The sequence below is a fragment of the Veillonella parvula genome (assembly GCF_042850485.1).
Lineage (GTDB): Bacteria > Bacillota > Negativicutes > Veillonellales > Veillonellaceae > Veillonella > Veillonella parvula_Q.
On sequence record NZ_AP031417.1, the window covers coordinates 1 to 26,835 of the forward strand.

The 26,835-nt window shown below is 38.7% G+C and carries 20 protein-coding genes; 17 read left to right on the forward strand and 3 right to left on the reverse strand.

Going from position 1 to position 26,835, the window contains the following annotated elements; translation table 11 throughout:
- Positions 1-40 precede the first annotated feature (40 nt).
- From dnaA to ACGHIY_RS00045, 9 genes are all read left to right on the forward strand, one after another.
- A complete protein-coding gene (gene dnaA / locus ACGHIY_RS00005) occupies positions 41-1,615 on the forward strand; it encodes a chromosomal replication initiator protein DnaA (RefSeq protein ID WP_316581166.1) in 1,575 nt (524 codons plus the stop codon).
- Positions 1,616-1,940: 325 nt separating this feature from the next.
- Complete coding sequence (dnaN, locus tag ACGHIY_RS00010; RefSeq protein WP_314931977.1) at positions 1,941-3,053, forward strand: DNA polymerase III subunit beta; 1,113 nt, start codon at positions 1,941-1,943, stop codon at positions 3,051-3,053.
- Between the two features lie 157 nt (positions 3,054-3,210).
- Positions 3,211-3,444, forward strand: a complete 234-nt coding sequence (locus tag ACGHIY_RS00015) for an RNA-binding S4 domain-containing protein (protein WP_004692943.1) — start codon at positions 3,211-3,213, stop codon at positions 3,442-3,444.
- 3 nt (positions 3,445-3,447) lie between these two features.
- Positions 3,448-4,548, forward strand: a complete 1,101-nt coding sequence (recF, locus tag ACGHIY_RS00020; protein ID WP_390525523.1) for a DNA replication/repair protein RecF — start codon at positions 3,448-3,450, stop codon at positions 4,546-4,548.
- Positions 4,535-5,437, forward strand: a complete 903-nt coding sequence (locus tag ACGHIY_RS00025; RefSeq protein ID WP_316581164.1) for a DUF721 domain-containing protein — start codon at positions 4,535-4,537, stop codon at positions 5,435-5,437. Before recF ends, ACGHIY_RS00025 begins: the two co-directional genes overlap by 14 nt.
- Positions 5,438-5,450: 13 nt before the next feature.
- Positions 5,451-5,699 carry a DUF370 domain-containing protein gene (locus ACGHIY_RS00030; RefSeq protein WP_004692940.1) on the forward strand — a complete coding sequence of 83 codons (249 nt, stop codon included), beginning with the start codon at positions 5,451-5,453 and terminating at the stop codon, positions 5,697-5,699.
- 77 nt (positions 5,700-5,776) lie between these two features.
- Positions 5,777-7,678 (forward strand): DNA topoisomerase (ATP-hydrolyzing) subunit B, encoded by a 1,902-nt coding sequence (gyrB, locus tag ACGHIY_RS00035; protein ID WP_215676023.1) that lies wholly within the window; start codon positions 5,777-5,779, stop codon positions 7,676-7,678.
- Between the two features lie 10 nt (positions 7,679-7,688).
- The gene (locus tag ACGHIY_RS00040) at positions 7,689-9,170 is read left to right on the forward strand and encodes an amino acid permease (RefSeq protein WP_390525524.1); all 1,482 of its coding nucleotides are present in this window, start codon (positions 7,689-7,691) and stop codon (positions 9,168-9,170) included.
- A 206-nt stretch (positions 9,171-9,376) separates the two neighbouring features.
- Positions 9,377-9,694, forward strand: a complete 318-nt coding sequence (locus ACGHIY_RS00045; protein WP_004692937.1) for a YbjQ family protein — start codon at positions 9,377-9,379, stop codon at positions 9,692-9,694.
- A 171-nt stretch (positions 9,695-9,865) separates the two neighbouring features.
- Here the strand turns inward: ACGHIY_RS00045 and ACGHIY_RS00050 are convergent, their stop codons facing one another.
- From ACGHIY_RS00050 to ACGHIY_RS00060, 3 genes are all read right to left on the reverse strand, one after another.
- Positions 9,866-12,928 carry an efflux RND transporter permease subunit gene (locus tag ACGHIY_RS00050; RefSeq protein ID WP_390525525.1) on the reverse strand — a complete coding sequence of 1,021 codons (3,063 nt, stop codon included), beginning with the start codon at positions 12,926-12,928 and terminating at the stop codon, positions 9,866-9,868.
- Positions 12,925-13,989 carry an efflux RND transporter periplasmic adaptor subunit gene (locus ACGHIY_RS00055; RefSeq protein WP_123138255.1) on the reverse strand — a complete coding sequence of 355 codons (1,065 nt, stop codon included), beginning with the start codon at positions 13,987-13,989 and terminating at the stop codon, positions 12,925-12,927. Before ACGHIY_RS00055 ends, ACGHIY_RS00050 begins: the two co-directional genes overlap by 4 nt.
- Before the next feature lie 429 nt (positions 13,990-14,418).
- Complete coding sequence (locus ACGHIY_RS00060; RefSeq protein WP_123138256.1) at positions 14,419-15,774, reverse strand: hemolysin family protein; 1,356 nt, start codon at positions 15,772-15,774, stop codon at positions 14,419-14,421.
- Between the two features lie 301 nt (positions 15,775-16,075).
- Between ACGHIY_RS00060 and ACGHIY_RS00065 the strand changes: the two genes are divergently transcribed.
- The 8 genes from ACGHIY_RS00065 to ACGHIY_RS00100 all read left to right on the forward strand — a co-directional run bounded on the left by ACGHIY_RS00065 (position 16,076) and on the right by ACGHIY_RS00100 (position 26,812).
- Positions 16,076-16,675, forward strand: coding sequence for a class I SAM-dependent methyltransferase (locus ACGHIY_RS00065; protein WP_390525526.1), 600 nt, complete (start codon positions 16,076-16,078; stop codon positions 16,673-16,675).
- A 304-nt stretch (positions 16,676-16,979) separates the two neighbouring features.
- Positions 16,980-18,194 (forward strand): transcriptional regulator, encoded by a 1,215-nt coding sequence (locus ACGHIY_RS00070; protein ID WP_390525527.1) that lies wholly within the window; start codon positions 16,980-16,982, stop codon positions 18,192-18,194.
- Between the two features lie 237 nt (positions 18,195-18,431).
- The gene (locus ACGHIY_RS00075) at positions 18,432-20,465 is read left to right on the forward strand and encodes an LTA synthase family protein (protein ID WP_390525528.1); all 2,034 of its coding nucleotides are present in this window, start codon (positions 18,432-18,434) and stop codon (positions 20,463-20,465) included.
- Between the two features lie 57 nt (positions 20,466-20,522).
- The gene (locus ACGHIY_RS00080) at positions 20,523-21,278 is read left to right on the forward strand and encodes a glycosyltransferase family 2 protein (protein WP_101928919.1); all 756 of its coding nucleotides are present in this window, start codon (positions 20,523-20,525) and stop codon (positions 21,276-21,278) included.
- Between the two features lie 67 nt (positions 21,279-21,345).
- Entirely contained in the window at positions 21,346-23,367 is a 2,022-nt protein-coding gene (locus ACGHIY_RS00085; protein WP_101928920.1) for an LTA synthase family protein, read from the forward strand.
- A 105-nt stretch (positions 23,368-23,472) separates the two neighbouring features.
- On the forward strand, positions 23,473-24,558 hold the full coding sequence (locus tag ACGHIY_RS00090; RefSeq protein ID WP_101928921.1) for a glycosyltransferase family 4 protein: 1,086 nt from the start codon (positions 23,473-23,475) through the stop codon (positions 24,556-24,558).
- A 41-nt stretch (positions 24,559-24,599) separates the two neighbouring features.
- On the forward strand, positions 24,600-25,538 hold the full coding sequence (locus ACGHIY_RS00095; protein ID WP_101928922.1) for a DUF535 family protein: 939 nt from the start codon (positions 24,600-24,602) through the stop codon (positions 25,536-25,538).
- Positions 25,539-25,618: 80 nt separating this feature from the next.
- Entirely contained in the window at positions 25,619-26,812 is a 1,194-nt protein-coding gene (locus tag ACGHIY_RS00100) for an O-antigen ligase (protein WP_008714512.1), read from the forward strand.
- Positions 26,813-26,835: the final 23 nt, after the last annotated feature.

Here is a 26,835-nt window from a genome sequence, read left to right on the forward strand (position 1 = left end):
ATACACATTTATCGCAATAGTTATTCACAAGAGGCACGTCATGCAGTCATTTGATTTAAATAATATATGGGAACATATATTGCTTGAGGCGAAAAAGAATATGCAACATTTACCTGACGCATTGTATTTGCGCGTCACGTCATCGTTGATTCCCATGTCTCTCGATAGTCATTCGATCCATATTGGGGTCATGCAAACATTTGTAAAAAACTTAATCGACCAGCAGCCGCAAATTAGTAAAGCTTTACAAGATGCGATTACCACAGTCATCGGCTCTCCTCGAGATATGGTTTTATTCGATTTTAATCAAGAGAGTATAGATACTACCTTTGTTGATGAAAGTCTCATCGATACGCCAGTTATAGCACCTCCAATGCCTTTACCACCTATAGTAGAGGAAAAGGCTTATCAAGAGGAGTTTTACACACCGGTCTATCAAGAGCCTATCTATATCGATCGCGCGCCAGCGCCTGTGGATATTCCAGACGAGCCAATGGTAGCGGCACCGAAGAAAACAGCAGAAACATTGCCAACATTGCAGTCTGACAATGTACCTGTGGATTTATCGTTATCCAATCTCAATCCAGCGTATCGTTTTGATAACTACGTAACGGGCAACGCGAACCGCATTCCGTTTGGGGCTGCTCAAAATGTAGCTGAGTTCCCTGGTGGAGACTATAATCCGCTCTTTATCTACGGACCTTCAGGCCTCGGTAAAACGCATTTGATGCACGCCATCGGCAATGCCATCAAGGAACATCATCCACATATGAAGGTCATGTCCATTACAAGCGAAAACTTTATGAATATTTTCGTCGAAACATTGCAGCGCAACCAAGGTAAATTATTCCGCAACACGTTCCGCAATATCGATGTTCTCATGATTGACGATATTCAATTCCTTGAAAGCCGTGAAAGTACGAAAACTGAGCTATTTAATACGTTCAATGAATTATTAAATAACAACAAGCAAATCGTTCTTACCTCTGATACAATGCCAAACGATATGGAACAGTTCGAAGATCGTCTTCGCTCTCGTTTCCAAGCTGGCTACATTGCCACAATGGAAAATCCAGATTTAGAAACGCGCATTGCCATCTTCAGATCACTGCTCGAACGAGAATATAAAAAGAATCGCATTATTCGCATCGATAATGATTCAATTAACTACGTAGCATTGCAATTTAGCGAAAACGTCCGCGTATTGCAAGGTGCTTTTACCAAGCTCATCGGTACAGCATCCATCGATCAACGTCTCGAATCTATCGACCTAGAATACACAAAACACGCCTTGGCGGGCCTCGTTCATACCGAAGAGGTGAATATGGTTAATATTGAAAGCATCCAGAATTTTGTAAGTTCTTATTTCAATATTAAAAAGCAAGACCTACTCGGCAAGAAACGAAAAGCCCAATTCGCATTTCCACGGCAAATCGCCATGTATCTATGCCGCGATATGATCAATGAAAGCTATCCTCAAATCGCAGCAGCTTTTTCTCGTGATCATACGACAATTCTCCATGCGTACGATAAAATAACGAAGGAAATTGAAAAAAACGAAGAAACTAAACGAATGGTTGCAGAAATTAAACAGAAATTAACAACCTGTGGATAACTCTGTGGATATATGGTGAATAACTTTGTGGATATCCTAAAACTCGTACTTTGATGTTAATATGTGGATAAGTAGGTACAAACTATCAACATAGTTATACACAACTCATAATTCACACAGTTAGTGGTGCCAAATCACTTTTACACATATAAACAGGCCTCTACTATTACTACTACTAAAACTAACAAACAATCAAAAAACTAGTAGAAATAGATCTACCGTAGAATATCTATAGAGCATCTACGATAGTAAACATTGAATATTACAAACAAAGCAAGTAATTATTAGTGCTTTTAAATATATAAAAATTATAAAGGAGTAACATATGCATATTACATTCCCTAAAGCAAATCTCCAAAAAGCAATTAACGTATTGCAAAAGGTATCTCAAAATAAAACAAGTTCCAACTTACCAGGCGCTATTTACATGACTACAAAAAATGGTCAAGTAGAATTGCAAGGTAACGACTTTGAACTCGGCATTCGCTTAACCATCGATGGAGACATTAAAGAACCTGGTACTTTAGTGGTAGGTTCCCGCTATTTCCAAGAATTAATTCGCAAATTGCCTGGCGATACTATTGAACTTTACAAACCAGAAAACGGAAATTCTTTAACCATCACATCTGGGTCTTCCGAATTCAACCTTGTAACATTACATCCAGATGATTTTTCCTTGGTGGAACAAATTCACGACCAAGATCATGTAAACATCGATAGCTTTGCCATGAAAGAACTCATCGATTTAACAAACTACGCAGCTGCTACTGATGAAGATCGTCCTGTATTTACCGGTGCTCTTCTTGAAATCAAAGAAAACGAAGTGACTATGGTTGCTACCGATACACACCGTATGGCTGTTAAAAAAATTACCATCGATGAACCAGCAACTACTCCAATGCGCGCTATCATTCCTACAAAAACGTTGGCTGAAGTATCTCGTTTATTACCAACAGATAATCCAGCTATGATCAATATCATTTGGAATCGCACACAAATCGTATTCAATTTTGAATCTATTTATATTATTTCTCGCTTGATTGAAGGTACATACCCTGAATATGAAAAGGTAATTCCTTCTCAATTCGATTCTAGCGCTGTAATCGATCGCCGTGAATTTGCTGGTGCTGTTGATCGCGTATCCTTGTTGGCTAAAGACATCAGCTATAATGTAATTCGTTATGATTGGTCTGAAAGTAATGTCACATTGTCTACTCAAAATACTGAAATCGGTATGGCAAAAGAAGACGTAGCTGTTGAATTTAAAGGCACACCTTTCACAATCTCCTTCAATGGTCGCTACATCTCTGACATCTTGCGTCACAGCACAGGCGACAATATCCACTTGTTCTTAAAACAAAATGGTCCTGTTGTCATTCGCCAAGACAATAATCCAAACTATACATACGTAGTAACACCAGTTCGCACAAATGCTTAAAGTAGGGTGTGAGCTAACAGAGGAGCGGTAGCGACGATGGGAGACACACATCACTTTGGTCGGAGCGTGCAATTTTTCGAAGAAAAATGCCCAGCGAGCGACCTGGACTCAGTATGATATATATGCTTATGTTAATTGTCTACTTTAGGAGAACGTTATGAAAGAGCAACAGCAGGTACCCATTCATACGGAGTACATTCAAATTGATCAGTTGTTGAAGTTAGAAGGCATTATTGAAACAGGTGGTCAAATAAAATCTTTCATCGATGAAGGCATCCTTACCTTGAATGGTCAGGTCGTAACGGAAAAACGCAAGAAATGCCGCGTTGGTGATGTGATTTCTTGTGAAGGTCTCGATGTAGACCTCGTGATTACACAAGAGGAGGCATAATCGGTGAGAATTGACTCACTGCAGTTATTTCAGTTTCGTAATTATAAGGATATACAGATACAGTTTAATCCTGAGATTATTGTTCTATATGGCACTAATGGGGCTGGTAAGACGAATATCCTCGAATCTATCTATGTTGGTACGATTGGTAAAAGCCATCGTACGAACGATACGTCAGATATGCTCATGTTCAATGCTGAAGAAGCAGGCATAGTTGTAAAATTCGAGAAAAAAGATACACCTCAAAAGGTAAATATTAAATTATTCCGTCAAGGCCCTAAGGATATTCGATTAAATGACACAAAAATATCTCAAAAAGAACTGATTGGTACATTAAATACAGTTATCTTCTGTCCTGAAGATTTACAGCTCATTAAGGGAACTCCGTCTGGACGTAGACGTTTTCTAGATATGGAAATATCTCAGACTAGCGCTACTTACTATCATCAATTGATGCAGTACAATCGGCTGTTACAGCAACGAAATGCAGTTCTAAAAGAATATAGAGGAAAGAATACTATTCCTCTTGAAGAATGGGATTTGCAGCTAGCAGATATGGCGAGCTTTATCGTAAAGAAACGATTAGAAAGCTTAAAAAAAATCAATTTGCTCATCGATTTGATGAATCGTAAATTGACAGGTGGCCTTGAGAATTTAACCATTGGTTATGAACAGCCGTATATGGACAATGGTTCATTAGAATATACAAAGGAAGGCTTTTACGAACGCATCAAAGCAGCGTTGTCGCAAGATCGTCATCGTTTGAGCACTAGTGTAGGTCCTCATCGCGATGATTTAAAATTCTTTTCCGATGCTATGGATTTAAAGAAATTTGGATCGCAAGGTCAGCAACGAACAGCTGTATTGTCTTTAAAGTTGAGTGAACTTGAGTTTATCAAGTCAGAGGTAGGAGAATATCCAGTTCTTCTCTTGGATGATGTATTGAGCGAACTTGATGAGTCGAGACGAGTGAATTTATTGCAGTTTATTCATAAACGAATTCAAACATTTATTACCACTACAGATATTCACGATTTTAAAGATTTGAAATCTGTTCAATTTATTTCTTGTGAAGGAGGAAAGGTTCAGTATGGACAGCCTTGATCTTTGTTTACCAAAGGCCTTAGCAGAACTGAATTTACTGGAACAATATAAATTAAATACCCTCGTTCACAAGTGGCGCGATGTAGTAGGCGATGTCATCGCCGATCATACGAAAATTGTGTCTATCAAGCCTCCAGACATGGTTATCAGTGCAGATAATTCCATGTGGATGCAGGAATTACAGATGCAAAAACGACGTATCATCGAGGCTATCAACAAGTATTACCGCCATGAGGTAATCACCGATATTCGATTCATCATGAAACGTCAGAGCTATGTGAAAGTAGAAATTAATACGTCTCTCACGATTCCTGATGAACAGATTATTACAAAACGTATTAATTTTGCTAATATCGTACTTTCAAAAGAAGATGTAGACGCCATCGATAAATCTTTAGAACAAACGGATAACGAAGAATTACGAGCTGCTTTCAGAAAAGTACAAATTACGGCTCGAAAGCGTGAAATATATTTAGAGCAGCATGGGTATCATCGTTGTAAGCGATGTGGCATGCACATGGAATCTAAAAAAGAAATCTGTCCTACTTGTGAATATGAATTGCATCGGGCTCATATCAAGGAGATTAAGGCGGTTATTAGAAAGTATCCATACTTTAAATACAGCGACTGTCAGCAATTTATACAGTGTACCTTCCCAGACTTTGCAGAAGCGATGCGGGAATCCATATACTTTTATCTGGATAAGATTTATAAAGGATCCATCAATCGCCGTCATATGTTTATGGTGGCCATGCTCATCACCCATAAGAAGCCTGATGAGCTAACGGATCAGCATGTTATTAATTTGTGTAATAAATATAGATCAAAGTTCCTAGCTGAAGAGAAACAGCGCAAAATTGATGCTCTTAATGGGACATTAGAAAAGTAGAGGGGGCATTCTTATGTACGTTCATATTGGAGATACCATTTCCGTGCCCATAGAATCCATCATTACGATGGTGCATGCCAAGGGCGGAAAGTCCCATAAAAGTCCTATTCATCACTATGAAACGCTAGAATATATAGCCATGGTGCCAGAGGAGCAAATCAAGACATATGTGGTCACTGATGATTGTGTGTATGGATCTGGTATCAGTATTAAGACTTTAATGAGACGGATTGACGAGTTTTATAGTATAATAAAGAGATAAAGTTTAATCCTGTACATGTTTTGTTACTTTATTTCAATCAAGTGCAGTATGATAGATTGTTAGGAGGAGTTTGTTTCATGCCTGAACAAAATTATGGCGCTCAGAATATTCAGGTTCTTGAGGGTCTAGACGCGGTACGTAAACGCCCAGGGATGTATATTGGTAGTACGTCTGCTCGTGGTTTGCATCACCTCGTATACGAAGTTGTAGATAACTCTGTGGACGAAGCGCTTGCTGGTTATGCTACACATATAGAAGTATCCATCAATCCAGATAACAGTGTTACCGTTGTCGATGATGGTCGTGGTATTCCAACAGGGATGCATGAATCCGGTATGTCTGCAGTAGAGTTAGTATTAACGAAATTGCATGCCGGTGGTAAATTCGGCGGTGGCGGCTACAAGGTATCTGGTGGTCTTCACGGCGTAGGTATTTCCGTAGTTAATGCGTTGAGTGAATGGACTAAGGTTCAAGTATCTCAAAATGGAATTGTCCAAGAGATTTCTTTTGCTCGTGGTCATAAAACTTCCGAGTTGCACGAAATTGGCAAGGCCGAAGGCACTGGTACTACAGTTATTTTCAAGCCAGATGCAGAAATCTTTGAAACTACCGTATTTAGCTTTGATACATTGAAAATGCGTTTACAGGAATTGGCATTCCTTAACAAAGGCCTTCGCATTACATTGAGCGATTTGCGCTTAGAGGAACCTCGTGTTGAAAGCTTCCACTATGAAGGTGGTTTGGTTTCTTTCATTACCTTCTTGAACGAAAATAAAGAAGCAATTAATCCAACTGTTATCAACATTGAAAATACAAAAGACGATGTTGTGGTAGATGTAGCATTGCAATATAACGATAGCTATAGTGAAAACTTGTTGTCCTTCGTAAATAACATCAATACGATTGACGGTGGTACACATCTATCTGGTTTCCGTGCTGCCTTGACTCGTACCCTCAATGATTATGGCCGTAAATCTGGTTTGATCAAGGAAAGTGAGTCCAATCTTTCCGGTGAAGACGTACGTGAAGGTTTGACAGCTGTCGTATCTGTAAAAGTGTTGGAACCTCAATTTGAGGGCCAAACAAAAACTAAACTTGGCAATAGCGAAGTTAAAGGTATTACAGATGTTATCGTTACAGAAGGTCTTAAAACATTCTTCGAAGAACATCCTCAAGATGCGAAAAAAATCATTGAAAAAGCAACGATGGCAAGTCGTGCTCGTGAGGCCGCTCGTAAAGCCCGCGACTTAACACGCCGTAAAAATGCGTTGGAAGTATCTAGCCTTCCTGGTAAATTGGCGGACTGCTCCGAAAAAGATACATCTATGACTGAAATTTATCTTGTGGAAGGTGATTCTGCAGGCGGTTCTGCAAAACAAGGTCGCGATCGTCGTTACCAAGCAATTTTGCCATTACGTGGTAAAATTCTTAACGTAGAAAAAGCACGTCTCGATAAGATTTTAGCTAATAACGAAATTCGCTCCATGATTACCGCTTTTGGTACAGGTATTGGCGATGAATTCGATATTACAAAATCCCGTTATAACAAGATTATCATCATGACAGATGCAGACGTTGACGGCGCCCACATCCGTACATTGTTATTAACATTCTTCTACCGCTATATGAAACCATTGGTAGAGGAAGGCCATATCTATATTGCTCAACCACCTTTGTATCAAATCAAGAAGGGTAAATTTCATTGGTATGTATACTCTGATGCAGAGTTGACTGCTAAACTTGATGAAGTAGGCCGCGATGGTACTACAATCCAACGTTACAAAGGTTTAGGTGAAATGAATCCTGAACAATTATGGGAAACTACAATGAACCCTGATAATCGTACGATTCTACAAGTTAGCTTAGAAGATTCTATCGAAGCTGACAAAATCTTTACGGTTCTCATGGGTGATAAGGTAGAGCCTCGTCGTAAATTTATTGAAGATAACGCAAAATACGTGCGTAATCTAGATTTGTAAGAGGTGACCCATGTCTGAAAATCATAATAGTAACGTAGAGTTTACGTCTAACAAAGATCAACACCTAAAACGTTCCTTAAAAGCGCGTCATATGAATATGATTGCATTAGGTGGTGCTATCGGTACAGGTTTATTCGTTGCCGGTGGTGAAGTGGTAAGTACAGCTGGTCCTGGTGGTGCTCTTGTAGCTTACGGGCTCATTGGTATCATGGTTTATTTCCTTATGACATCTCTTGGGGAAATGGCTACATACTTGCCAATTCCAGGTTCCTTCGGGACTTATGCAAAACGCTATGTAGATCCTGCCTTTGGTTTTGCCTTAGGTTGGAATTACTGGTTTAACTGGGCTATTACCTTGGCTGCTGAAGTATTAGCAGGGGCGCTTATCATGAAATATTGGTTCCCTGATGTACCTGCCATCGTATGGTCTGCTCTGTTCTTGCTCATTTTATTTGGCTTGAACTATTTATCTACTCGTTCTTTTGGTGAAAGTGAATATGTATTCTCTAGCATCAAGGTGATTACCGTATTTGTATTTCTATTCTGTGGCTTTATGCTCATCTTTGGCATCGGTGGCACATCTCCAGGATTTGCGAACTGGACCGTAGGAGAGGCTCCATTCGTAGGTGGCTGGGAATCTATTCTTGCTATCTTTATGGTAGCTGGTTTCTCCTTCCAAGGTACTGAGCTGATCGGTGTAGCCGCTGGTGAAGCGGAAGACCCTGAAAAGAACGTGCCAAAAGCGATTAATACAATCTTCTGGCGTATTCTATTATTCTATATCGGTGCTTTCACGGTTATCGGTTTCTTGATTCCATACACAGATCCAAATTTGTTGAACTCTAGTGTAGAGAACGTATCTATTTCTCCATTTACACTCGTATTTGACCGCTTTGGTTTTGCCTTTGCTGCTAGCTTTATCAATGCTATCATCTTAACGGCTGTATTGAGTGCTGGTAACTCTGGTCTATACTCTTCTACGCGTATGCTGTACGCACTCGCTAAGGAAGGTCAAGCACCTCAAATTTTTGCTAAGTTAAATAAACGTGGCGTTCCAGTGCCTGCGTTAATCTTAACGACAGCAATCGGTTTATTTGCATTCCTTACGAGCTTTATTGGCGAAGGTACAGCTTATACATGGATTGTTAATATTTCTGGTCTATGCGGTTTCATCGCATGGGTTGGTATCGCAGTATCTCACTATCGTTTCCGCCGTGCTTTCATTGCACAAGGCAGAGATCTTAGTGAATTGCCATACAAAGCGTGGTTATTCCCAGTTGGACCAATCTTGGCGTTTATTCTTTGCGTCATCATCATCTGTGGTCAAAACTACTCCGCTTTCACAGGTGATACCATCGACTGGTACGGCGTATCCGTTGCCTACATTGGCTTACCAATCTTCTTCGCAGTTTACTTTGGTTACAAATACATCAACAAAACTAAAGTTGTGCCGTTGAAAGAAGTTAACCTTGATCGTGACTTCGATAGATAACATAAAATTAGACCTGTTCATTATGAAAGTAGTGAGCAGGTCTTTTTCTTATTTATGATATGTATTTTTACGATATGTAATATGTATTTTTTTGATGTATAATATGTAATTGTTTTATGTGAAAGCTATATTTATATTTGTTTTTCTCTAAAAGTCTTGTTATAATAAATCAAAATATATTGTAGTCAATTAGAAAGGATACAATTATGATTATTACAACAACTATGCATATTGAAAATAAACCTGTACAAGAGTACAAAGGTATTGTATTTGGTGAAGTCGTAGAAGGACGTAACTTTGTGAAAGATTTCATGTCTGGTATTCGAGACATTGTTGGTGGTCGTAGTGGCAGCTATGAAGATTCTTTGATGAATGCGCGCAAAGCAGCTCTCGACGAAATGTCTCAACGAGCTTCTAAATTGGGTGCTAATGCTATTATTGGCGTATCCTTTCAATATAGCACAGTAGGTGCACAAAATGGCATGCTTATGATTACATGCAATGGTACAGCTGTAGTAGTTTAATAATAAATAATATAAATCCCCTAATCGATGTTTAAGTGTAAACTTTCACAACGATTAGGGGATTTTTACTAAGGAAATGAAGTTACTAGCTAATGCTAGATTTTATGATGTTACGTAAATACTAGATATTTCGTTAGAAAAATATTATATATTTTATTAGCTAAATATTAGTTATTTTACCTTATACCAGCTTGCATACATGACAGGTAATACGATAAGTGTTAGAACTGTTGCCACTAGTAAGCCGCCGCTAAAGGCAATAGCTAATGGGCTCCAGAATACAGATCCCATGAGCGGAATCATGCCTAAAATCGCTGCGATAGCGGTGAGCATGATAGGGCGGAAACGAAGTGTAGCAGAGTTGATAATCGCTTCACGCGGTTCTTGTCCTTCTGCCTTGTGGATTTCGATTTGGTCTAATAAGATAATCGAGTTACGGATGATCATACCCGAGAGGGCGATGATCCCTAGAATAGCCATAAAGCCTAACGGCGTTCTCGTAATATTGAGTGCTAATACAACACCGATTAGCCCCAATGGAGCCGTGAGTAGAGCCATTACCATGAGGGCGATACGCTTTAATTGGAACATGAGGATGGTCATGATTACAAAGAGCATAATTGGCATTGGTGTTAATAGCTTTTGAACGGCTGTTTCGCTCTTTTCAGCGGCGCCGTCTAGGTCAATAGAATAGCCTGTAGGCAAGGAATTGCGAATGTCTTGTAAGGATTTGTAAATCTCTTTCGTTTTCGCATTACCCAATATACCTGTTTTTACATTGGCATGCACACTAATGGTTGGCATCATATTGCGATGCCAAATAATACCATCCTCTTGTGTCATGGCAATGGTTGCAATTTGGCTTAGTGGTACATAGGATCCATTTCCTGTTTGAATTGGCAAGGATGAAAGAGCACTTAAGTTATGTTGCTCGTTGTCACCTAAACGGAAGGTAACAGGAATGGTTTGGTTCCCTTCGTAGTATTCACCAGATTTAGTACCAGACAATAGACTTTGCAAGTGCAAGGATACAGCATAGCTATCGATGCCGAGTAAACGTGCCTTGTTTGGATCGATGTGAATATTGGCTACAGGTTCTGTATCTGGCCAGTCAAAAGCGATATTTTGTAAGTCTTTATCGTCTTGCATTTTAGCTTTTACTTGATTTGCAATTTCTTTTACCACCTTTTGATCAGGGCCAGCAACGCGAAGCATGACTGGAAATTTGGATGGTGGACCGATTTGTAAGAATTGCGTATTTACAAGGGCTGATGGGAATTGCTCGTTTAAATAAGGAGTCAATTCAGCATAAAGTTTATCGCGATCCTCTAAGGATTTTGTAACAATTACATATTGCAAGAAGTTGTTCCGTTGCAATTCCGGTTCCAAGGTGAGGACAAAACGTGGAGAACCTTGCCCAATGTAGGAGGTGAAGGTTGCAATGCGTTCGTCATCTTTCAAATGTTCATCGATGAGTTTTGCTTGGTTAGCAGTATACTCGATGGACGAGCTTTGAGGAAATTGCATGGATATAATGATTTCATTACGCGTTGATGATGGGAAAAATTCCTGTTTGATCAATGGTAGTGAAAGCAAGGATAAAACGAAGGCACCTAGGGTGGCCAGTAGGACTACCTTGTGATGTCCTAGAGCCCAATGTAATAGTTTTTCAAACTTATCATAGAAGGTTACATTGAGCTTGTGCATGATACGGTCTCGTTTAGTCCATTCCGATTCTGGTTTTGGAGCCTTGTTTTCAATGATTTTATAACCCAATACAGGGCTGACGAGAACAGAGGCAAACCAAGATAGAATAAGTGCCATAAATACAACGATAGATAGGGATTTTGTAAACTCTGCTACCATACCTTGTGCCAATGCTAATGGCAAGAAACCTGCACAGGTAATGAGCGTACCCGATAGCATTGGGAATGCTGTAGATTGGTAAGCAAAGGTAGCCGATTTAAAGTGGCCCCACCCTTCTTCGAGCTTAACGCTCATCATTTCTACAACGATGATGGCATCGTCTACAAGGAGGCCTAAAGCTAGAATTAAGGCACCTAAGCTAACCTTATGTAGATAGATGCCGCTTTCATACATCAAGATGAACGTCGTAGACACAACGACTGGAATGGTGAGGGCTACAACGATACCGGTTCGTAAGCCGAGAGATGCAAAGCTTACGAGCAATACGATGGCGATGGCTTCAAATAAGGATTGAGAGAAATCGCCAATAGATTCCTTAACGATATGGGGCTGATTCGATACTTGATTGAGTTCGAGGCCGGCAGGAATCGTTTTATTCAATTCTGCTAGCTTTTTATCAATGGCTTCACCAAATTCTATATTATTTCCACCTGCATCCATGGAGATAGCAATACCTATAGCCGGCTTACCTTCGTAGTAGAACTGAGGACTACTAGGGTCTTGGTAGGTCATGGTTACATCGGCCATGTCACCGAGGCGCAACGTTTGGTTATTGATGCGGATTGGCATATCTCGCACCGCTTGAGGGCTATCGAATAGACCGTTGACGCGAAGATATACATTGTTTGTATCTGTTGTAATCACACCAGCTGGAACCATCATACTTTGCTGTTTAAGCGCTGTTAACAGCTGTTGTGTACTGACTTTATAGGATGCGAGTTTATCCTTGTTTATGGTTACATTAAGGGTTTGTTGTTGAACCCCAATGAGGCTGATTTTTTTAACATTAGGAACAGATAAAAGCTGACGCTTTAAGTCTTCTGCTTGTTGACGCTTTTCTTCATAAGAAAATTCATCACCACTAATGGCATAGATAATGCCATATACATCGTCGAACCTGTCGTTGATGGTCGGTCCTTGAACGCCTGCAGGCAATGATTTCCATTCGTCGTTGATCATATTCCGCGCTTCTTCCCAAGCGGGACGAATCTTATCGGATGGCAAATCCTCTCTTAGATTGATATAAATAACGGATTTGCTACCATCTGTGAAAGATTTTGTATAATCTACACCAGGAAGGTCGCGTAGTTTTTCTTCGAGTTTGTCCGTTACCTGATTCGACATTTCTTGTGGAGAAGCCCCCGGCCAAGCAACACCGACCACCATGGTGCGCATCGTAAAATCAGGATCTTCCATGCGTCCCATATGGGTAAATGAGAAAATACCGAAGGTGAGGAGCACAGCCATGAAGTAGTAGATAATGGACTTGTGTTTAAGAGCCCATTCGGCTAAGTTAAATTGTTTCATTGACTAACCGCCGTCCCTTCTTGTAATTGTTGGGTACCTGCGGTGATGACAATGTCACCTTTAGCTAAACCAGATGTGACGATGACGGAGTTCTTACCAAACTCACCAGTCTTGATAGGCACGAGATGAGCCTTCTTATCGCGGATGATATAGACCGCATTATTACCGTTAGAGTCTTTCACAAGAGCCGTTAACGGAATAGAAATATTGGTACTATCTGTGGTAGATAGATTAGCATTGACCGTCATGCCTAGTTGTACCTCTTTAGGCGCATTTTGTAAGGTAATTTTTACGGTATACGTTCTGGCTACAGGGTCAGGAACTGGTGAAATTTCACGTACTATGCCTTGTACTGTTACATCTGGTAAGGCCCAGAAGGTAATAGTAGCAGGGCTTCCTACATGAATTTTACTCAACTCTTGTTCAGGAAGGGCAATGACTGCTTCTGGATCGTGACCAGCCGCTAAGGTACCAACGCTTTGACCCGCTGCTACGACTTGTCCTGCTTCAATATTGAAAGCTGTAATAATACCTGTATCAGGAGCCGTCAAATTAGTATAGCTATTTTGATTGCTGCTCAAATTAAGGCTTGCTTGTGCTTGTTGTAATTGAGCAGATGTGGCATTCAATTGGTTTTCAGCTTGGTCTAATTGTAATTTACTAATCGCTTGTTGTGCATAAAGCTCGCGGTATCGTTTAGCATTGGTTTCTGCCAATTCGTAGGCCGATTGAGCAGCTTTTACAGCACCTTCAGCATTTTGCACTTGAGCTGATGTGTCTGAACCATTGACTTGAGCAATCACTTGGCCTGCTTGCACTACATCACCAACATTTACAAATTTGTTGATGACACGCCCTCCAATTTGAAAGGCTAAGTTTGTTTCTGTTTTATTATGAATGGTGCCTGCATAGCCAGCATCAGTAGTTCCAGACTCTTCACCTATAGTGATGGTACGCACCTTGAGACTTGTATCTTCAGGGGGCTTTTCTGATCCACAACCACTTATGATGGCGGTCCCTATTAATAGGGCTCCTATGGTTGCTATGATTCGTTGATTCATAGAATCTCTCCTTTGACTACCGCATATAAGCCCTATGACACAGAACTACACATAGGTAGTAATCATAGGACTCTATATGTATATTAAAAAACTCTAATTTCTAATTATATATTTTATAGAAAAAACTAATTATATATTTTATACAATTTAATAATACTATATTTATATTGAAAGTTCTAGCCTTTATGCAGAAAATAAAAGAATTATATAATTAATTTATATAATTGATGATATATTTTAACGATAATTTTTAAAAGTAATCTATATTTTGCCAGTATATGTATTACTTATTTTATGAATACAAAATTGTAGCAAAAAAAGTGAGTCCTCTATTGATTGAGCTGTATTCCAAAATATGTCCAATTTTGGGGGTGCAGTTCATAGTAAGAGAACTCACTTTTTTAGGTTTTGTCTATTTATTTTTGAACTTTATTTTTCTTCTTCTTGTTCTACAATAGGTTCTTCATAGGTTACAAGGATTTTATCGATACGAGTATGATCCATATCGATGACTTCAAAGGTATAGCCGTTCCATTTTGCCTTGTCGAGTTCCTTTGGAATACGGCCGAAGAGGACGTTTAAAAGACCGCCCATAGTTTTGTACAAATCGTCTTCTTCGCCTGGCAATTCTTGATCGATGTGAAAGAATTCTTTAAATTCATCTACGTTGAGAAGGCCATCTACGAGCCATGCTCCATCGCGTTCGATGATCTTGTTTTCTTCTTCCTTGATTTCTTCCTCACCGGAAGGCATAAGGCCTACGATTTCCTCCATGATGTCATGCAAGGTGACAAGGCCAGTGAAACCACCATATTCGTCGAGGATAATTGCTTCGTGAACGCCTTCTGTACGTAGAACGTTCAATAATTTCATGAGTGAAATGGATTCAGGAACGAGAACAGGTTCTTTCAAACAAGCTTTGATGATATCGTGAATGGAACTTTCACTAGGACGTTGCATAATTTGAACTAATACATCGGATACGGTAACGAGACCCTTTAATTCATCCAAGGAATCGGTACCTACAGGAATGCGGTAATGGTTGGCATTCTTGAGAACCTCCATGATCTCGTCTTCCGTGCCATTAAGATCAATCCATTTGAGCTGTGTACGAGGCGTCATGATGTCACCTGCGTTCATATCTGCGAGATGGAAGATATTTTCTACGAGGATAGGTTCTTCCTCTTCGTAAGCACCCATGGCAACGCCTTCGGTAAGCATTTTATTAATTTCAGACTCTGTAACAGGTGCTTCTTCTTTTACGGTAACGCCTAGCATTTTTAAGAGGAATTCTGTGGAAATGCCGAGGAAGCTAACGATTGGTTTTAACGCCACAGATAGCCAGTAAATTGGTTTTGCTACTACAACGGCAATGCTTTCAGGGCTATTTAAGGCCAAGCGTTTAGGCACGAGTTCGCCGATAACGAGGGATAAATAGGTGATGATGGCAACGATAATGAAGGAGCTTATAGAGGCTGCGTATGGTTCGATGCTTGGAATATTTGCTACTAATATATCTTCTAAAGGTCCAGAGAAGGTAGCACCAGAATATAAACCAGTTAAAATGCCTACAAGGGTGATGCCGATTTGAATGGTAGAGAACATTTCATTTGGGTTCTCTGACAATTCAAAGGCTGTTTTCGCGCGTTCATTGCCTGATTCTGCCAACTCTTCAAGTTTACGTTTTTTTGCATTTACGATGGCTAACTCCGTCATGGAGAATAAACCATTTGCAATGATTAATACGATGATAATGATAAAATCTAAGGTCAGATCACTGTCCATGTAAGTAGATACTCCTTTTTAATGACATATAATTCTGCACATGAGAATAATAGAAATATTACTCCTAGTATACCATATTGGCATTAATAAGTGTTTCCAGCACAGAAAAAGGAGGGTTGCCGCCCTCCTTTTTTCCTTTTGCATGCATTAAATACTACAAAAACATTTATTTCCTTCGTTATCTATCATGATTGATTTTAATTTGTAAATAGTACCCTAATAAGGGTATAGTATGTATAGAAATTAAGATTAGTATCAGTATTAGGTCATATAATTTGGGCCTCATAATAGGATTATATAGATGGCAACAGAGCAAGAGTGGGAAAGTGTATTACAAATTAAAACCTCTGGTCGCGATGATAGTCGTTCCGATACGGAGCATCATCCGTATGAGCCGACGGATTATTGCGTGTTGGAGCGCTTGGCAAATAGCGGTCATATTCGCAAGAAAAATATGCTCATCGATTATGGCAGTGGCAAGGGCCGAGTGAGTATTTTCATGGCTTACCAAACGGGCTGCCATTCTATAGGCATCGAATACGATGAACGGCTCTATGAAAAGGCTTTGATCAATGGTGAAAGCCCTGCTGCTCGCAATCGTGTAAGCTTTGTACTAGGTGATGCGGCGCTCTATGAATTGCCAGATCAGGCTGATCGATGCTTTTTCTTTAATCCCTTTGCACTCCATACGATTAAGCGGGTACTAGGAAATATCTTTGATTCGCTATATCATCATCCTCGGGAGATTAAGTTATTTTTTTACTATGTTAATGACGAGGTGGAGAACTTTTTAAATAACCATGTGCGCTTGGAACAAGAGGAAACTATTGATTGTAGTGACCTCTTTGAGGCCAGCGATGCAAAGGAACGAATTCTCGTCTATTCAGTCAACTTGTTTTAGTGCAGTAATTTAAGACTTTTATGTAACAATTAGATATATTTTAATGTAACAGTTAATTAAATAACCTTGGTTTGAATAGTGTTTTAGTAGTATGAAATGCATATTATTAGGGACGTATTTAAATTGAGGTTTTATTCTATTTTTAAGGAACTTTTACACATATTATTAAGGAAAAAGCAGATAAATTCTGCTATAATAATATATTAGAGATTATAAAATCAATTCATTTTTATGATTCTATACATTGATTCGTATACGCTAATGTAGCGGGTAGGACTGAGTGTATTGAATATAGGAGGTGCATATGGAACTCATCGATACAATGTTGATTGAACGCATTCGTAAAGCGTTAATTAAACGATATGACCGAGATCAACAGATTCAACAAATGATTGAAGAAATTGGTGCAGAGGAAGGCCTTAATGAGACCGAATTATCTATCGTTTACCAAGCGTATTTAGAGGTAAAAGAACGGGTGTACTATACATCTTCTCTCGTTGATTTGTGGAATCAAATTGAAGATGTTCAAAAACGTATGGCCTTATTGCATTCTTACGAATCTTTAGAAGAAGATCTATTTGGCGATGTGCTAGGCGACGATAAGGATGATATCGTTATTTCTAATACATCTGGAGTTGGCAAGGGTGTTAGTCACAGTGATGATGCATATGCTATGGAACAGATACAATTATCTGACGTTCCTGTGCATCATGATTCTACGGTGGGTATGAATCATATTAAATTGAATGAATTAAAATCTATAGGTGGTCTCTTTACTGGTTTTGGTGAAAGCTCCGGTAAGGAAATGGCAGATTTTGAAGATACTGCGATTGAGCACCTTGATGTAAAACCATTAGAAGGCGTTGAAAGCTTAGCAATTCATCATTTAGATGAAAATGATGAGTTAAATGTAGATAGTCTTGATGAATTTTCGAAAGATAAGAAATCAGAGGCAGCTAACGTGGATGATGAGGATATGTCGTCTATCGATCCATACACGGCGGTGAATGCTTTGTTATTTGGTAAAGCCGGTTTAGAATCTGATAAAACAAATAAGAAGATGGAAAAGCTTCTTAAAAAGCAATTAAAACGCGTTGACGATGAATGGGCGCGTATCAACGGCTCTGAGGACAAGAAATCTAAGGACGATAAAAAATCCAAAGAGGACAAGAAATCTAAGGACGATAAAAAATCCAAAGAGGACAAGAAATCCAAAGAGGATAAAAAATCTAAAGAAGACAAAAAGTCCAAAGAAGAGAAGAAATCTAAGAAAGATAAGAAGTCTAAAGAAGATAAGAAAGATAAAAAACACAAAAAGCATAAAGAAGATAAGATTTATGAAGCTGAAGAAAAGTTAAAGAAAAAGAAAGATAAGGATGAAAAGAAGCTTAAATTCTTAAACGATAAGTTAAAAACAGTCTTCTTAACGGATACTTTCAAGAAAAAAGATAAGAAGAAAGACAAGAAAAAGGATAAAAAATCCAAAAAGGATGAATCCGCAAAAAAGCAAAATCGATAGTTTCCGTATGGAATAGTAAGGCCTCTGAAAAGATGGCCAAGGAGAGTGCTAGTGCGAAGAAATCAGCAGGTGCTGAGACTATCGACCGTGGATGCGGTAAATGCAAACGATGTAAAGGTCCTAAATGTAAGAAATATCCGAAATAATTGATAGTTATGTAGTTTTGTTATATTTGTAACAATATAGTTGGATTAGTGATTTAACAATTTTGTTATAAAATTCAACAGTTAGGGGTTAATGATGAACCGATGGCAGCGATTATTTGAAGGCATACGAACAGAGATTAAGGTATTTATCTTTTTCTCTGCTTTGTTGACTGCATTTAGAATCGTGTTTCTTGCAGTATTTCAATCACAACTAGCTTCTGTGACGATGGAGAATATCCTCACGTCCTTATGGCTAGGCTTTAGATTGAGTCTCAAGACCGTCGGTTCTTTGTGTTTATTGGGCTTTTTAGGGGGCACTTTGGTGCATACCTTTGTACCTAAATGGCCGTCCTTACGGATCAAACAGGTTGTCTACTCTATTGCAACGGTGTTGTTAACTTTCTTATTCCTGGGACGTATTCCATTCTATAAAATCTTCAATTCTTCCTATAATGCGATGCTCATCAATGGTAAAAACGATGATATCGGTGCCATTATCAATACAGCCATCAATGAATATAATGCATTGATGTACATCGTTGGAGCTGTTGTATTGAGTGCAGCTCTTTGTTGGTTCCTAGTTCGTTTTTTAGCGTGGGGGGCCAAGAAATATAGTGACTACGCTGTTGACCTAAGGAATGGTGATGATGCGGATAATGTAAGAAATAGTGATTTTGCAGATCATCAACGACTTTGTACTACTTGGTATCCTAAAACTAAGAAAACGCAATGGATGACGGGCATTGGATTAACTGTCGCTATCGGTGTAATAGGTCTATTCTTTAGATTTGGCGGTGCTTTCAGCTATACAAATTCTATCAACTGGGAAAGTGCGGCCCGACTTAGTTCCAATTTGTTGAACGAAAATATTCTAGACGATGTGCAGGCTCTATATCGTGTTAAAAGCATTGCAAAACGGACGGCTGAGCTTGAGGTTATTAACTTAACGCCTCAAGAGTTAAATGAAAAAATCACTGCCGTTGGTGGTAAGTTTAACGGTACAAATTTTGACGGTTCTTTCACGAGAACCATTACGACACAACGATTAGCGGATCAACCGCAGTCTATAAACTTCGTTCTTGGAGAATCCTATGGCTTGTGGCCGTTCCTCGCTGAATATAACGGGCCTGGTGCGTACCTCGTTGAGCAAGGTCGTAAATACGCTGCCAGCCCTCAAGCGATGAGCACGCAGCTAGCCCTTGCCCAAGGCACCGGTACGATGCCGGCCATCAATGGTTTGTTGACGGGGATGCCTGATACAGGGCTATATCCTAATTATGAAGGTGAAAGTTTCAAAGAACCTTACGGTTTAGGCATTGGTCCTGTTATGAAAAAGCTAGGCTACAAGACTGTATTCTGGTATGGTGGCTTTAGCACATGGCAAAATGTTAAAAACTTTGTTTTATCTCAAGGTTTCGATGAATTCCACGATGCCTCTGAAATGCCAAGCGAAGACGGCAATGCTTGGGGCGTAGGCGATAAAGACTTGTTTAAAGCTATTTCTGCCTACATGGATCAGCATAGAGGGGAAAAAATCCTCAATGTGATTATGACCACCTCTAATCATCCACCGTATAGCATCAATGTGGCTAAGGAAGGCTACGATGTGAATAAGGTAAAAGGGCATTTGCCAGATTCTATCGAAGAAAACGATAAGCAATTGAACGAAATGGGCCATATTTGGTACGCAGACCACGTAATGGGTGATTTTATCGCTCGCGAAGAAACAGCAGATCCGTCTGCACTGTTCGTCATTACAGGTGACCATAGCGAACGCTTTAACTTTGCTCGTGAAGTAGGTCCTAATGTGGCATCTACTATTCCTATTATTTTTTATGGTCGTGGTATTCATAAAGATTGGCTTGCACCTAATGCGTTCGGCATGAGCATTCAAATCATTCCAACCTTGGCGGAATTGGTAGGCCGACCTGGTCAAACCTATGAAGCGATGGTACCAAGCTTGTTTACACAAGAGGAATTTGTATTTAATCATAGACTATATCTTGATAAAAGTGGCAAAGTGTTAGAACAAAGTGCGAGCATGCCTCAATCCTATGGGGATATGATTAAAAACATGCGTGAACTTGCGGCATGGCGCATTAAACATGGGGATGTCATCAAATAAAGAAATATACATTTTTATCCATTAAATTTAATTGATTTGTAAGTTAAAGGATTATCTATGAGTACTGTGACGGCTATTATCTTAGCGCGCAATGAAGAACAACATATTGTAGATTGTATTAAGAGTATTCAATTTGCTGATGAAATTTTAGTCATCGATGATGGCAGTACAGATCAGACAGTATCACTTGCTACGGGATTGGGTGCAAAGGTTATACCACATCCCTTAAATGGAGATTGGTCACAACAACGACGGTTTGGTATTTCACAAGCCCAGAGTGAATGGATTCTATTTGTCGATTCTGATGAACGTGTATCACTAGAGTTAGCAAAGTCTATTCAACGAGCTATTCAAGGTGAACCGAAGGCGTATTGGTTACGCAGATATAATCTATTCCATTATAATCAGGCAACCCATGGTGTGGTGAGGCCTGATAAGGTATTACGATTGATGCCTCGAGAGGGAGCAACTGTGGAAGGGGCTGTTCACGAAGCTTTTATCAGTCCGTATCCACAAGATACATTAGAGGGAAAATTGTATCATTATACGTATGATAATTGGCATCAATTTTTTGAGAAGTTCAATAAGTATACGACGGTAGCAGCTAATAAATACAAGGCACAAGGGAAGTCTTGTAATTTTTTAGGGGATATTATATTGCGCCCTACATGGGCATTTTTCAAGATATATATTTTGCAAGGTGGCATATTAGACGGAAAAATAGGTTTTCTATTATCGATCTATCATATGATGTACACCATGACAAAGTATGTAAAATTGTATTATTTGAATAAATCTAATGGACAATTATAATCAGTAATGTAGTATAAGTAGGTTGCTATGGGGAAGTATTGTTCTTTAAGTAGATATGGAAGTATAAATGAGTGAACAATTTTTTCTATCCCTACAACAAAATATAAAATTAATGATTTGGGCACCCATATTGAGTAGTATCTTTCGAATCATTTTTATGATTATTTATAATCCGTATCCAACATGGAAAGGTCGTTGGAAATCAGCTCTAGGTTCATTGCGTTACGGCTTTTGGTGGGGCATGGATTTTGATGCCTATGTATTCTTATTACCTTTAGTCTTGGTGACACTCCCTGCACTATGGTTTGAAGGGTACCATCAAATAGAAGATTCCATACGATTAGTAGGTCTAACGATGTATTCCTGTGTACTGTACGCAGCCTTTGCAGGAAAAATGATCTTCTACAAGCATTTCCATGATACGTACAACTATATGGTTCATTATGGAAATCATGCAGAGAAACGGAATTTGATTGATGTATTCTTTAATCAAGACCGAGGAATTCTTGTCATTCTAGGATTGATTCCTATTGCAGTTATATCCTGGTTCATGGGAGGTTTCTTCTTATCCTTGCCATCTATACCATATCCAAACATTGAAGGAACCTGGCCTACTGTAGCTTGGAATATAGGACTTGTGGCGGCATCTGTTCTAGGATTCTATTGGTTCCGCTACGGTGGTACCTTATCTCATGATGATAAACCAGAATGGGATACGATTCCTACAGTGGTAAAAGAAGATATATTCTTTGCTCGTGCTACAGTGCCAGATTTATGTGCCTTAGAAACGGTGTTTAAACATCCGCTACGTGATGAATATACCGCATCTCCTGAAGATATTGATGACGCCATTTATCGTATTGTTCCTAACGAATACAAAGATTCATGGCAGGATCTACACACACCGCTTCATGCATTTAAACGTGTTGCATCAGGTCCTCGTATTGATAAACCGCAGCATATTTTCTTTATTGTTGGTGAAAGTATCCCTCAATGGTCTCTTGATGAACCTTATAAGGATCTCAATATATGTCCTGGTTTATGGGATTTTAAAGATAATCCTCATACGGTGCAAGTACCTAATTTCTTGCCTGCTGGTAATGTGTCTCGTCCATCCATTGTAAGTCTATTATCCGGCGTCTATGATGCGGGTATGGAAATCAATGAACGGGAAGCTTTTTGGCATGAACCGTTGCCGACCTCTTTGGCAGCTCAAATGAAGCGATTAGGCTATGATACGATTTATTGGTATGGTGGTAATGCGTCGTACGGCAACTTTAATCACTTCGGTAAGGCTCAAGGCTTTGACCGTGTGGAAAGCGCTTCTGTTTTCTGTGGTCCTGATGCACCTAAAACTTGGGTGGGCGTATACGATCACGTATTTTTAGAGAATATAACGGAACAAATTAAAGGATTAGATCATCCGACATTCCATTTTATTTACACTACATCCAATCATGGTCCTTATAAAATGGAGGATTCCTTATTAGATTATGATCCTGAAAAGGTCATGCCGAATCTTGGGGATGATCTAAAATCTAATAAGAAACGCAATAAAGAATTGGCTACCTATCGCTATAGTGATAAGGCAATATTTAACTTTGTAAATGCTATGAAAGAGGCCTTTCCAGATAGTTTATTTGTTGTTACAGGTGATCACTCTAATCTATTTGGCTCATTGAATAATACATCTTTAATTCAACGGGACTATACCTTGCGCGATACATTCTGTACCGTAGGGTTGTTACAACATCCTGCTTTCACTAAGGATGTGATTACGGTGCCCATTGGCACGCATATGAGCCTCATGCCTACCATTATTGAAACCATTGCACCAAAGGGTTTTGAATATTATTCCATTGTGCCGTCCTTGTTTGATGAGCAGCCAGAAACTTTAGTTACGCCGTACCAGTGGATTACGCCGCATATGATGGGCGATGTTCGCATGGATTATGGTGAAAGCAACATACCGTCCTATAAACCGGTTGAGCCAATTCGGCCTATTGATAATCATGGGGATGATGCTCGTGATTGGACATTGTTGACCATGTGGCTCATTAATCATGAGGACAGTATGAATAAGTCGTAGTATAATTAGACGATGATATCTATTGATGTATATGTAAACATTATTTCGAATACATCAATGGATGCCACTATATGTGTATTGATCTGTATATGATAGGAGGAACCTATGTCTATAATCAATATTGTAGGCGCCAAAATTTGGGGCGGTGGTGAACAATATGTATATGATATTTGTAAACAATTACAACAACGACATAGGGCTGCTTATACCTTAGTAGACCAATCAAATGAAGAGATGCAATCTCGCTATGCTCAAGTCGGCCATGTGATGACTGCCAATCTCTATACTTTGAAGGGTTTTCTATCTGTTAATGCAGTAGCCAAACAGATGAAAGCACAAGGAATTAATACAATTGTATGCCACTCTGGTAAATATATCTTATTCTGTATTGCTCTTAAGCAGTTAACGGGTGCTAAATTGATGTTTATTAAACATAATCTTGTACCTGGTAAAACAGATATGTATCATAAATGGATCAATTCACAAGTAGATGCCTTTGTATGTGTATCTAAACTCGTTTATGATGACCTTATGACACCTATTATTAAGAATACTAGTAAATATTATATTGTTTATAATGGTATTGATCCAAATAGATTTCTTTCATTTGCAGATAATGTGCCAATGAAATCTAAAGTTACTACATTTGGATATAGTGCGCGTATTACAGAACGTAAGGGTTTATATCTGATTTTAAGTGCTCTTGAACAGATTCATCAAAACAATCCAGATATTCGGTTGATTATATCGGGGGCTGGTACAGAGGATCAAATCAAAAAACTTAAAGACTATATAGATGCGCATCACATGCATTCTTATGTTGAATTTATAGGTTTTACACCTGATATTGAAGGTTTATATAGATCAATTGATTGCTTGTTATTGCCAACTGTAACGCGTGAAGCCTTTGGTCTTGTTATTTGTGAGGCTATGTATTGCGGTGTACCAGTCATTACGAGTGGATCTGGGGCTCAGAGAGAAATTATAGAAGATGGTATATCTGGATTTATTGTTGATCCTTTGAATGAACATACATTACAACAAGCAGTGGAGCATGTGATGAGTGATGCGGTAGATTTATCAAGTATTATCACAAATGCACGACGTGTTGTTGAGGAACGATTCATTGTTAATCGTGTAGCTGATGAATTAGTTGCGATTATAGATAATTTACACTCCACTAATCATTAATGATAAAGTTTGTTAGTTGTATTAGTGGATAGGAGTATGAGATGGGATATTTACAAATACAATGGCAGCGAGGTCGTAAGATTTACGGCAAGCGTAGTTGGAGGGAAACACGTCGTACCTTCTTACATACAATGCGCTCCATACGAAATAAACGAGAAATAGAGGCGCTAGAGAACTACTTTGCAAGTTACACGCCTGATTTAACACTATTAGACCGACAAGTTGGTTTATTTGAGTTGATGACAAGATTTTTCTTGTTTAAAAGCTCTACACCTCAGGAACGATTAGAGGCTATTGTTAATCATTTTGATTATTTGAAAGATATATTTACAGATGAAGCAATTCGTGAGATGTACTCTGTAGATCCTGATAATATTTATGATGACGTAAGTCGGATGAATCGTGGCTATATCGTATGGGAATCGGTAGACCTTGATATGGTAGCTCGTTTATATTATGGACCTGGTCAGCGTAAAGAAGGTTTTTTGACCTTGTTACTCACCTTGGGTAATCAAGGGGTATACCATGCTAACTTCCGTTTTGGTAAAGGTTTTAATGGGGAATCTGCTATGTGGATTGGTACGATTCAAGGTTATAAAGATGGTCTTGATAATGCTAAAATAGTTACAAAAAAGATGTTTGGCTATCGTCCAAAAAACTTTATCATGTTCCTATTACGTCATATTGCAGCCATTTGTAAGGTAGAATCTATTTACGCTGTATCTGATGAAGGCTTTTATGCGAATACTCATTTAGTTCGCGGTCATCGTGCAAAGGTAGCTGAGCTAGATTCATTGTGGGAGGAATCTGGCGGTGTACTATGTAGTGATGAACGTTTTTTCAAAATTCCTTTAGAGGAATATCGTAAGCCTATTGAGGAGATAAAGTCACAAAAACGTAGCCAATATCGTAAACGCTATGAATTACTCGATCAATATGAACAAGAAATTCAAGAACATATGAAAAATTTAATAAAATAAGTATACATTTATACGTTATATGTAAGTCGTAACTATACTTAATTATTAGATAATAACAATAAGGGGATAAGGGTGTTAGTATGAAATCTTGGATACTTAAGAATTATGAAATGATACTTACTGTACTCATTTCAATTATGATATGTACGACGCGGTCATCTATGGCTTTTGGTAATTTTATTTATGGACTTATAGTACTCGTTACACTTTTAACATGGTGGTATAAAAGAGATGAAGTTTCTATACCAAATTCGATACGCCAATATGGATGGGCGTACTTAGGTATGCTGTTATGTATATTACCGTCTGCATTTATTAGTGATAATATACGAGTGACGACTAAGTACTTCTTTAATATTTGGATTTGGAAGATTTTAATTATCGTACCAATCTTGCTATTTATCAAGAGTTCTCGCAAATTATATACTATTTTATCAATATTTTTTGTGTATATAGGCATCGATGCTCTATCTGCCTTTGTACAATATTTACTGGGGTATAATGTAGGAACAGAGGGTCGTGCAGGTGGTGTCATTAATGGCTCTATGATGGGGCTAGCTATGTTGTTAACGCTCGCTTTTTCATTAGCTTTAATTACTGTTTATGATAAAACATTTCCTTCTTATGTAAAAAAATCAGCTGTATTCTCTTTATTTAGTATAGTGTTGGGAATGTTAGGCAATCAAAGCCGTGGTTCTTGGCTATTTAATGGTATTAATGGTGTACTTATTACATTGCGCTATTCCTTTGTTAACATTCGTTATTTATTGGTACTTCTTGTGGCTACTATAGGAATCAGTTTTATATTTACTAGTAATCAAGCTTATATGGCTCGTTTTGAAAGCACCTTTAATGTAACTACTGATGGCTCAAATTTAGGCCGTATCTATGTATGGGAGTCGGATAGAAAAATGATTATGGATCATCCTGTAATTGGTGTTGGTCCAGGTTTGTGGCAGAAAACATATCGAGAGCAGTATAAATCAGAAAAAGAAACCCAAGACTTAGGTCATTCTCATAATAATATGTTACAAATAGCCTCTGAATCTGGCATACTAGGTCTAATTGGGTTTTTAGGATTCTCAATTTTCACAATCTATAAATCAGTAAAAAGCTATATTATATCTACAAATCCTTATGATTTATCAATCATTGTAGGTTTTATTAGTTATTTATTTTTATTTGGATCTATTGATTATACTTGGGGTAATTCATCGGGTATTCGCATTTTTTGGGTTGTTATGGGGATTATGCTTCAATTGCGGGATAATTGAGAATTATATAGCTGTATTGGAAG